Here is an 11,046-nt window from a genome sequence, read left to right on the forward strand (position 1 = left end):
CGCTACAACTATTAATGGTCTGGCGGAGGGAATATATTTGTTTGAATTGAGAGTTACCGATAACAATGGTGCAAGAGGACGAGACACCATGCAGGTTATGGTGAAGGCTGCTGCTAACATTCCTCCCCAGGCCCATGCGGGTTCTGATATAACTATTACATTGCCGAATGGTACGGCGTCATTAGCAGGAAGTGGCAGCGATGTAGATGGAACTATTGCGGGTTATTCATGGATCAAAATATCAGGGCCCTCCTCATATAACATCACAAATGCATCGTCACCCGTTACCGACGTTTGGGGTCTTACGCAGGGCATTTATAAATTTGAATTGAAAGTTACGGATAACAAGGGGGCAAGTGGCTTCGATACAATTCAGATCACGGTGAATTCTGCCAATGCAGCCCCTGTTGCCAATGCCGGGAAAGACCAAACAATAACACTGCCGTCGACGTCAGTTACACTTACAGGAAGTGGTACGGATAAGGATGGAACAATTGTTGGTTATTCATGGAAACAAATCTTGGGTCCCTCCCCTGGTGTGATTATTTCGCCAAATAGCCCAACGACTTTATTAAATGGACTGGAAGGAGGAACGTATGAATTTGAATTGACGGTAACTGATAACTTTAGTGCGACAGGCAAAGATACCGTTACTATAGTAGTAGCGGAACCAAGGCTCAATACGAGTGGACTAAGTAATTCAATAAAAGTGTATCCAAATCCTGTGATCGCGAATACAACGTTGGAAATAAACACCTCAAAAGTCTATTCAAAACTTCTGCTTGTTCTTACGGATATGAAAGGGGAGATTGTCTATAAAAAGGAAATAACAAGCGGTCAGACCGAAATAAAAGAGCAGCTGAATTTAAGCAATCTTATTAAAGGAACTTATGCAATAACGATTTATTATGGTGATAATGAAATACAGAGTACTAAACTGATAAAGTTATAATATACAGGATGATTGATATTAGATTGAAATCACATTAGAGTGATCAGAATTATTGGGTACTATTACCCCTGGATTCGTTTGAATTTATCAATATTTTCTGCAGGATTATGACTACCAGCTAAATGCACTTTTGCCCCAAAATAATTTCCCCCGCGTTTTGAAATGCCTTTATCTCCCCACGTTTTTCTTTCTAATACGTGTTTATATTGCTATATTATTTAAGAATATTGAACTAGGTTTAAAAAAGCTTAAGCAAAGGCCAGCCAATAAAAATTATGCCAAAAATATTTTTTTAGTTAACATATGTTTAACATATATAAATTCTGTCATTTTTTCTACTAATTTAAGAATCTAATAATCTGATTATTAATATTATCTTATCACTAGTAAACATGCCATAATTGTATGATTTCTGTGGAATGTGCATAAGTTTTATAGATTATCAAATTGAGCGCAAAAGGGTCAAATTTTGGTTTATTTTTTGCTAATACGTGAGTAAATTTTAACAAAACGAGAGACTTTAGGGGAAATTGTATGAAAATTGATACACAACTGAGAATTGAAATAATCCTAAAATTTAAGGACATTATCTTTCGGCTATAATTTAATTATCGATGCTTACGGCATTCATTAGATTTTCAAAAAATTTATTGAAGCAGGTTCTAGTATCCTTATTAATATAATTAAATGTCGATGATATTATGACAGCTAAGTTATTTCATTTTTTAGCCCCCATCCTTACATAGTTTATGAAAAGCCATCTTTAAATCTACCATTAATAAATATTATGAAAAACAATTTGAAATCTATCAAAACAAAGGCAATTACTAAAAAGGTTCTTTTTGCACTGGTACTTCTAACTCTTTGCATTTCGACGAAGGCAACAGATTATTATATCGCTGGAAGCGGTAATGATGCGAATACCGGCACCTCTGCTTCTGCTCCCTGGCAGACGATAAACAAACTCAATTCGATATTAGGTTCGCTAAATCCCGGGGACAATATTTTATTTAATAGAGGTGATGTATTTTTCGGCACCATAAATATTAGCTCTAGCGGTTCGGCAGGCTCGCCTATCACCTTTGGTGCATATGGTTCTGGGGCTAATCCTGTCGTTACGGGTTTTACAACGGTAACTTCATGGAATAATCTAGGTGGTAATATATGGGAGAGCACTTCTGCGGTATCAGGCTTGTTATCATGCAACATGGTTGCAATAAATGGGGCAAACATTCCAATGGGAAGGTATCCTAATGCACCGCAATATTTAACTTATCAGTCATTTAATGGGAATACCTCAATAACAAGTAGCGACTTAACTGGGGCTGTTAATTGGGCGGGTGCGGAAGTGGTAATAAGAAAAGGCAGGTGGAATATGGATAGAAGTCCCATCATATCTCAATCTGGTGGCACTTTGACATATTCTCCATCTTCTTCAAACGTCGGAAAAAATAATTATGGCTTTTTTATTCAAAATGATAGTAGAACCCTCGATGTGCAAAACGAATGGTACTATAATCCTTCGACAAAAAAGATTCAAATTTATAGTGCAGGAACACCTCAAAATGTAAAGGTGGCGTCCATCAACACATTAGTTTCGATAATTAATTCTAATTATTTAAATTTAAGCAATATATCATTTCAAGGCGAAAACCAAGCTGGAGTTAAAATCATTAATAGCCAGCACATTTCAGTACAAAATTGCGATTTCAATTATTCGGGATTGACTGCTATAAATGCTTACCCTGGCTCCCCTTATTTGGTGGTGAATAACTGTTCATTTAATAATTCAAATGATTTTGCAATTGACGCAGGTTCATCGGATTATGGGTCTATTACATCAAATCATATTCAAAATTCTGGTGTAAATCCCGGAATGGCATTGAATACTGGCGGCAATTATAAAGCTATTCACAATGCCGGTAATTATAATAATATTTCGAATAATTATGTAGATAGCACTGGTTTTAATCCGATAGAATTTGATGGTGATGGAACTACCGTGCAAAATAATTTTGTCAGTAATTTTGGGCTTATATTGGATGATGGGGGGGGTATCTATACTTATCCAAGTCAAGGCAATAGAGTATATGTCCAGAGAAAGATTAAATATAATATTGTATTAAATAGCGGTGGAGCAGGAAACGGAACAGATTATCCAAATGCTAATCAGCAGGATGGTATTTATTTAGATGGTACAAGCCCCAATTGCGACATAATCGGAAACACAGTTTCAAATGTAAACGCGGGATTGTCTCTAAACAACTCTCATGAGGTAAATTTAGATTCTAATACCAGTTATAATAATACATGGCAGTATTATTTAAGAAATTATGATGGCTCGGTTGCGCTTTCAAATATTTCAGTTTATAATAACATCTTAGTTTCACGTTTATCAAATCAACTTGTAATCCACATGGAATTACTCGGGACAACATTACCATCCTCGTATGCTGCCAATAATAACTCTTATGCTCGTCCAATTAATGACAGCTTAACAATTCACACTTCACTGGGCGATGTTAGCATTAATCGTACTCTATTGCAGTGGCAGGCTTTTTCTGGCCAGGACGGCCAATCAAATAAGTCACCAAAAGCTATTACCGATGTTAGTGATTTAAGATTTGAATATAATCCAACTTCTGCCCCTAAAACTATTTCCCTGGGTGCAAATTATATCGATATGCGAAATGTTTCCTATAATGGTTCAATTACCCTCGCCCCTTTCACATCAGCAGTTCTCATAAGAAATGGGCCTGCCACAGGTAATCAGGCTCCTGTAGCCAGCGCGGGTAGTGATGGATCAATTACATTACCTACAAATACAGTGACTCTTTCGGGAAGCGGAACGGATGCAGATGGTACGATAACAGCGTACAATTGGACGGAGATTTCTGGTCCTTCATCAGCGACTATAACGAGCCCTAATTCGGCAACTACGTCAGTAACCGGTATGGTGCAAGGCGTTTATATTTTTCAATTACAGGTTACAGATAACAATGGAGCAACCGGGGCAGCTACTGTTCAAATTACTGTATTAAATTCTTCTGGCAGTAATATCGCTCCTGTAGCAAACGCTGGCGGTGCTGGTACAATTACCTTACCCACGAATTCTGTGCCTCTAGCTGGCAGCGGAACTGATGCAGATGGAACGGTAGTCGGGTATCAATGGTCACAGATATCTGGGCCTTCTGCCGCATCTATAATAAGTCCAAATACCGCAGCTACTTTAGTGACTGGAATGATTGCCGGAGTTTACCAATTCCAGTTAACAGTTACTGATAATTTAGGTGCTACTGGCAATGCTGTTGTAACTATACGAGTGGTTAGTTCCGCCTTGTCCGGATCCGCAACTAGCAATACATCTATTTCAGCACCGGTTTATGGAATTACAGCATATCCGAATCCGTTTACTGACTATATAACACTTAATATAACAGGAGGAATAGCCGGACCATATAGCGTTATTATTGCAGACGCCTCGGGTCAGCTTGTGTGGAATAAAACAGGCGTCATGAATTCAGGAACCTTCCAGTTATCTATAAATACTTCGAATCTGAAATCTGGAATATATTTTCTGAAATTCAACCAAAATAGTTCAAACTCTGTAATTAAAATGGTGAAGGTCAAGTAGGTTCACGTGATAATTTCATACAAAACCACTTCTTTTAATTCAAGGAGTGGTTTTTTTGTCCAACCTACACAAAAACCGTTAGTGATCTTTTTGATCTGAGTAAAGCGACTATAAAAGCTGGCATGATACTGAAAATTAGTCGGTAAAATCAGATAGAATTTAGTCTGAGTAAAGGGTTCAATGATATACATTAAAACCCTTTAGGGTGATCCCGATAATTTGAAACAGTTACCCACATTGAGTTATAAGATGTGAACAGCTATAAAAATTAGAAATAGATATGATATATTGTAAAGGTTATCCGAGCCAGATGGATATACGATCTGCGTGTTTTTTAAATTAGAATTTTGTTAGTGATCCAGATCATTGATCTGTTTTTTTAAAAAATATGTATATCCAGTCGCACTTTCCGGGGTAAGGTGAATACCATCGGAGTAAATATAATTGTTCATTTTCGGCAATGACACGTATTGATAAAGAGTGTCAGGAAAAAACTTATGGAAATAATTTCTTGTAGTTGCTATTCGCGTAGTATTTTCCAGCTCGGGAGCCATAGGCATTTCAAAGAATATAATTCCCTTTCCCTGTTTTTTTAAGTCGGACACTAACCGTTTTAGTGCATAGAAACGCCGTTGTAATAGTGAATCCGGGGTCTCTTTCATAAAACCATTCTTTATCATCTTTAAATTATAATTGTAAAGTATTATATTTTCTCTCCTCTTTTTTTTCTCCTCTTCTATTTTTCCTTTCATAAGATTTTTTAAAAACCCGATTAGTATACCTGTCGGTTGGTTCCTTAATTGAAAACTACGGAACAGTTTATTAGGATAATAAACTAAGGGTTCTAAACTACTTTTTATTCCTTCTTTTACGTCTGGCTCTCCTATAAAATTCATTTCAACAAGCACGCATGAAGGAGTTTTGCCGGTACGTTTTATTAGCTCAAGTCCGTCTAAACTTCCCCACCCATTGAAGGAGATATTTAGGTAATTGTCTCCAAATATTCCTGTGATCAGTTTCCTGCTTACTGAAGAACCTACAATCACGGTATCACTTTTTATTTTTTTACCGGGTGCGTTATAAATAAAATCTTGTGCACTTATAAGGTTTGCAGATTTGTCATTTTGGCTGGTATCCCATTGCACAGGAAATATGCGCAGGATCAGTTCATAAAATGTCAATAGAATGATAAATACGAAGATGTTCTTTCTTATCATAATTAAAATTGGAAATAGATAAAGGAACCTGGTGAGCCACTATTTGTGAAAATCAAAAAAAGCATTAAGCCAAAAATCGCAAATTCGATTTTTTTATAATAAATCGGGGCTTGCTGTCTTTTTAAATAGAGAAGATGATAAAGTATTGCCGGCGAACAATAAAGGCCTATTAAAAAAACATCGATATAATTAGTCACTAGGCCGGTGTTGGCGCCCAAAGCCTTAATATACATTATTACCTGGCTAAAATTCGGCAATTTGAATAATAGCCATGCCAGCGTTACCATAGAGAAAATGAAGAACATCTTAAAATAATAAAAGCCAGAATTTTTCCTTATAGCGACGGTGTATTTATCGTTAAAGAATCGTTCTAAGGCAAGTGCGAGGCCATGAAAGGCACCCCAAACGGCATAGCTCCAGGCAGCTCCATGCCATAAGCCACCCAGCACCATTGTAATAGCCAGATTTATATAGGTTCTTATTTTTCCTTTTCGGTTTCCGCCCAGTGGAAAATATAAATACTCTTTAAGAAAAGTGGATAAAGAAATATGCCAGCGTCGCCAAAATTCAGAAAATGTAGTGGAAATATAGGGGTAGTTAAAGTTTTGCATCAACCTGTAACCAAACAAGCCCGCAAGGCCTAGCGCAATGAGAGAATATCCGGCAAAGTCGGAAAATATCTGGAAAGAATAGCCCAGCAACATTGAGATGAGAGATAAAGTAGATAGCGTCATAAATCCCGGATACTCAAGGTTAGCAGTAAAATCCTTGAGATTATCTGCAACTACCAACTTTAAAAAATAACCCGCAACCAACATTCGAAAACAATATTCCCAATCGATATTCCGAAACAATTTCTGCCCTATTTGTGGCATAAAATCGTGAGCTTTTAATATAGGGCCCGACACCAGGTGTGGAAAGAACACAATGAAGAAAAAAGAATTGCGGATATGCCGGCCAAAAGATTTATCAACCAAGGCTCTAAACTTAGATTCTACATTGCCTTTATAGGTATCAATAACCAGGCTTATACCCTCAAAGGTGAAGAAAGATATCCCAATAGGTAACGGGACAGTTATTAAAAAATGGCCAATACCGTTTTCAGTATCAAAAAATGTTGTGGCAAGCAAGGGTGAATATTTAAAAAAAGCCAATACTGAAAGGTTAATAACAACACCAAGAGTGGCTAAGAGATGTCGGTAGCGGGGCGGGCCATAAGTAAGATAATAACTGGTGATGACATTTACGGTGCCGGAAAAAAAGAGTAAAAACAATAACTTCGGGTTATAGTAACCGTAGAAAAACAGGCTGGCAACAATAAGGACCAAAAGCTGGGTATTTGTCTTTTTAAAAAAACTAAATGGCAGGTAATACAATATAAATGAAACCATTAGCAGCAGAAAAAAACCAAATGAGGTAAATAGCATGGTGTAAATTTATAATTTTTGGTGACTAGTTCTAAGAAAAGTTTACAGTATAAATCCTGTCTAATTTCGATCCGCAATTCTGGGATGTTGACCCACCCGTTTTTTCGGTTACGTACTTGTTTTATAATAATCTTGCATGTTAAACCGCTGAAAATTCCTGTGATGTAGACCTAGGTGTAAAATAGAAATAAATTACTATTTCCCGATAAAGTGTGGTGCCTTTCCAGTGGTTTGACCCACCTAGTGGTAATAATTGTTTGATGCTTCTTGATTTCTTCTGCTCCTCGCAAAATAAGGATCGATGTCTCAAAAGCCAATAATAATGGAACAATTGATGCGAATCCTGCAGGTTAAAATTGACCGAATCGTCATCCGGTAAATTGCAAGGCCAACAGGCTTGAGTCGTAATAGTGTTGGTAAATATCTTCTGCTTCCTAAAGATGATTCTTCTAATCCGCTTTCCGACAAAGCGTTTGTAGATATGTAGATACGGTGTATCGTAGTGATCTTATTGAGTATAATGCTGAAAGATTGCATCAACTGCTGAGATATTTTGAGTATGTCCATACTGAACTTAAAAAGACCGGCGTTACCCTTTAGCTCCCTTTGCGGGAATACCTGCAAGTGCAAATGGTTATGTATACAGTAATTACTGTTATCATTTAACGCAATATCTGAAGCCAAGAATGTAGCCATATATGAATTAGAGCCTAAATTATGCTCATATTAATAACTCTTTGAAAACCTAATTTTTGTTATCAAATAAATTCCGATTTAAATGTCTTTAAACCTTAAATTTATCTTCACCGATTTTTCAAAAATAAAGGCAAACCAAAATATTAATATAGGCACAATGATGGTAAACATTCGAACAAGAGCCGATACTAGTGTGCTCATTCCTAAATACAAAAAGGTAAAAATCAGCAGAAATTTAAGCGGCAGACTAATTTTTCGCCAATTGAGGAAAGTTGGGATTAAGCTAAAAAGCATTAATGTTAGTATTATACCGTTTATAGGGAATACAAGTAATATCTTTGGGCGTTGTATAGCCTGCGAAAATGGATAATGAAAGAGTAATCTCCCTGCGTTATAAAAACAATTTTGCAGGAATTTTAACGGGTGGGTTTTTATATTGTGAATAGCAATTTGCCTAAAAGCATCATCCCTTTTCCTACCGGAATATTGGTTTATTATGTCAAAATCTTTTTGATGATGGGCTATAAGGGTATCTTGCGCCCCCGGAATATTATAGTTACTTAAATCGGGAGCACCTTGTGTAAGATCATCCTTCCAATCTCCGTATTCATTGGAAAATGGCGTGCTGTTCCAATAAAGAGAATCTCCTGTATTAGTGTTCCAATAAAACATTTGGCCCGTTAAAAAATATGCATAAACCAGGTATGGTAAAATAGTGACCAACGCGACGGAAGTCACCGCCGTCATCTTCTTGTAATTGGTTTCGCTGGTATGCAATATCCATAGAAAAATGCTACCAAAAAGCATAGTAATTAACACGTAGATAAATGCAATTTTAGTTAGTACTATGTAGCCAAAAATAAATCCGGAGAGTATAATGTACTTCTTTATTAAAGACGGTTTGCCCGGTTGGAAGGCTCTTACCAAAGAATAGATCAAGACAGATATTAACAAATAAGTCAATGGTTCTGACATTACAAAGACAATGTTTTGGTAAGCTATATAGTAACAAGCCCATAAGAAGCTAAATAGTAAAGTGATCTTGTACGAGACAACTTGTTCTAAAGCCTTAAAGAGAAATATGATTGAAAAATAATAAAAAAAAGGATTGATAAGAGTTACATAAGTTAACGGTACGTTTAAGGCTACGAACGGGGTGAGAATTATAGGGTAACCTGGCCCATTGGTTAAATTAATATTAGGAGGAGGTGGCGAGTAAAACCCGTTGATCAAATTATGAGCGAAAGTGAGGTATCGGTGTTCGTCACCATTGCCGCTTGTGGGATTTAATAGTGCATAAACTATTAATATTATCAAAAAGGGCAAAAAAATTAAAAAAGGATTTCTAATCGATTTAATTTTTTTTATCATGATAGCGTTTTGTTGTATAAATATCCGGTTCGGAAGCCTTTAATTTTTTTTAAATGAGGTTCCCAAATGAAATAACTCCTCAAAATATCGCTTGCTTTGTAGGGATAAAAAACCTAAGCTAAGAATTTGAATGGCTGCAATAAAGGTAATACCACCCACTACAAAAGTTTGGGGATTTTTTCTGAATTGAAAAGACAGGCTTTCTGAAAACGTTGGGACAACCTCGGTAGAATGCGATATGTATTTGAGTGTATCAAAAAGTAGCCATACTAATTCATACATTGACAGTATCATCAGGAAAGTACCTATGGCCATAAAAAAATATAAGGCCTAAAAATGAAACTTGACATAACCCCTGAAAAAACGCCCCGTACCATTCTGATGCTTGAACTGCGTTTGCCTTTGTACTTATTCTGTTCCGTCCAATCAAGATGAGCCGGTATTTCGAGAATTCTCGCCCTTAAAATCATCGCTTTGTACAAAATTTCCGGGTTGATCTCATAATCTTTTGTCTTTAGATTTACTGTGCTGATAAAATCTTTCCTGTAAGCTCTCACCATGCCGGTATAGGTATAGTACTTGTCTTGCGCAGCTAACCGCATAAACCTGTTCACCCATTTACTCATTATTTTTCTGGTAAAGGGAACTTCAGTTACTTGCCCACCTGGCATATACGGAGACGCGATAACAATATCCGAACTTGTTCTTACTAACTCATCAACCATACGCTCTATGTGTTCAACAGAATAGCTAAGGTCTATATCCATAACAACAATTATATCGCCTTTTGCATTCTTAAAACCCGTTTTTAACGCATTACCTAAGTTTAAATTGATAGGGTGATGAATGACCCGGAAGTTGGTATTCGTCGATGCCAACTCATCAGCAATTGTTCCGGTCTTGTCTTTGCTCCCGTCATCAATAATAAGTATTTCCCAATCATATTTTGCAGATAAATCACTGAGGTAGGAACTTATGGTATTAAGGTTGGTTTGTAATATCGCCTCTTCATTGTAACAGGGAAGAATTACACTAATGAGTGTCTTATTGTCCGGGTTCATAAAATCATGATTTTTTTAATTTATAATGAGTATAGACCGGCAAAAAAGATCCAAAAATTGGATTCATATAACCCTTTTTAATAATTGTAAAATTTTGCTCCAAAATTTTAGAAACCATTTGCCTTGCATCGCCCGATTCTTCTTTAGGTGGTCTTCTTGTATAAAACGAAAGAAAGAAATCTAATATTTTATTTTCCATCGGGCAGATTGTTATAAAAATCCCGTCTTTTTTGAGAATTCTTTTGATTTCGTCAACCGCTTTTTGAATATCTGGCACAAATTCTAATACACTTACAGCAACAACTGCATCAAACGATTCATCAGGAAAGTTAGTTTGGTCGATACTTTGAGTGCTTAAATGATAACTCTTTATTTCATATTTTTCACAAAGGGAGGCAATATTATCGAAGTTATGATGTATGTCACAAGCGTATAAATGTTCGCAATGTTTTGACAGTTCCGGTAAGAATATACCACTACCAGTACCCGCCTCCAATAGGAAAGGGTATTTTTCACTACCCAGTAATTTTACAATTCTTTCAAAACGATATTTTTGAATATACTTAATTGGAAATTTATAATTCCAGTCAAAATAATCAACGTCACCGGTTCTGTGTAATAGTTTTTTGTCGGGGATGGTTATTCTCATGCCTCAATGTTTTCGTCCGAATTATTTAAGAAGTCTGAA

Annotated in this window: 8 protein-coding genes; 2 read left to right on the plus strand and 6 right to left on the minus strand. The window is 36.4% G+C overall.

The genetic code is table 11. The features are described 5' to 3' along the window. Both ACO1O5_RS08930 and ACO1O5_RS08935 read left to right on the plus strand, forming a co-directional pair. A partial coding sequence (locus tag ACO1O5_RS08930; protein WP_486269501.1) for a PKD domain-containing protein occupies nt 1-952 on the plus strand: 952 nt, incomplete at its 5' end. Between the two features lie 787 nt (nt 953-1,739). Further along, nucleotides 1,740-4,586 (plus strand): T9SS type A sorting domain-containing protein, encoded by a 2,847-nt coding sequence (locus tag ACO1O5_RS08935; protein WP_486269502.1) that lies wholly within the window; start codon nt 1,740-1,742, stop codon nt 4,584-4,586. Between the two features lie 350 nt (nt 4,587-4,936). On the opposite strand, the gene ACO1O5_RS08940 is transcribed toward ACO1O5_RS08935, so the two are convergent. The 6 genes from ACO1O5_RS08940 to ACO1O5_RS08965 all read right to left on the minus strand — a co-directional run bounded on the left by ACO1O5_RS08940 (nt 4,937) and on the right by ACO1O5_RS08965 (nt 11,007). Next, nucleotides 4,937-5,803, minus strand: a complete 867-nt coding sequence (locus tag ACO1O5_RS08940) for a hypothetical protein (protein ID WP_486269503.1) — start codon at nt 5,801-5,803, stop codon at nt 4,937-4,939. A gap of 2 nt (nt 5,804-5,805) precedes the next feature. Continuing rightward, nucleotides 5,806-7,230: an MBOAT family O-acyltransferase gene (locus ACO1O5_RS08945; RefSeq protein WP_486269504.1), complete on the minus strand. Its 1,425-nt coding sequence runs from the start codon at nt 7,228-7,230 to the stop codon at nt 5,806-5,808. A gap of 306 nt (nt 7,231-7,536) precedes the next feature. Beyond that, entirely contained in the window at nt 7,537-7,926 is a 390-nt protein-coding gene (locus tag ACO1O5_RS08950; protein ID WP_486269505.1) for a hypothetical protein, read from the minus strand. 78 nt (nt 7,927-8,004) lie between these two features. Continuing rightward, a complete protein-coding gene (locus tag ACO1O5_RS08955; RefSeq protein WP_486269506.1) occupies nt 8,005-9,297 on the minus strand; it encodes a hypothetical protein in 1,293 nt (430 codons plus the stop codon). A gap of 305 nt (nt 9,298-9,602) precedes the next feature. Further along, the gene (locus tag ACO1O5_RS08960) at nt 9,603-10,358 is read right to left on the minus strand and encodes a glycosyltransferase family 2 protein (protein ID WP_486269507.1); all 756 of its coding nucleotides are present in this window, start codon (nt 10,356-10,358) and stop codon (nt 9,603-9,605) included. Nucleotides 10,359-10,362: 4 nt separating this feature from the next. Then, entirely contained in the window at nt 10,363-11,007 is a 645-nt protein-coding gene (locus ACO1O5_RS08965; protein WP_486269508.1) for a class I SAM-dependent methyltransferase, read from the minus strand. Nucleotides 11,008-11,046: the final 39 nt, after the last annotated feature.

The sequence above is a fragment of the Ginsengibacter sp. genome, assembly GCF_057362405.1.

What these genes read in the sequence shown, in the direction of transcription:
- ACO1O5_RS08935 (WP_486269502.1), top strand. Translation starts at nt 1,740, where the DNA reads ATGAAAAACAATTTGAAATCTATCAAAACAAAGGCAATTACTAAAAAG.
- ACO1O5_RS08940 (WP_486269503.1), bottom strand. Translation starts at nt 5,803, where the DNA reads ATGATAAGAAAGAACATCTTCGTATTTATCATTCTATTGACATTTTAT.
- ACO1O5_RS08945 (WP_486269504.1), bottom strand. Translation starts at nt 7,230, where the DNA reads ATGCTATTTACCTCATTTGGTTTTTTTCTGCTGCTAATGGTTTCATTT.
- ACO1O5_RS08950 (WP_486269505.1), bottom strand. Translation starts at nt 7,926, where the DNA reads ATGGCTACATTCTTGGCTTCAGATATTGCGTTAAATGATAACAGTAAT.
- ACO1O5_RS08955 (WP_486269506.1), bottom strand. Translation starts at nt 9,297, where the DNA reads ATGATAAAAAAAATTAAATCGATTAGAAATCCTTTTTTAATTTTTTTG.
- ACO1O5_RS08960 (WP_486269507.1), bottom strand. Translation starts at nt 10,358, where the DNA reads ATGAACCCGGACAATAAGACACTCATTAGTGTAATTCTTCCCTGTTAC.
- ACO1O5_RS08965 (WP_486269508.1), bottom strand. Translation starts at nt 11,007, where the DNA reads ATGAGAATAACCATCCCCGACAAAAAACTATTACACAGAACCGGTGAC.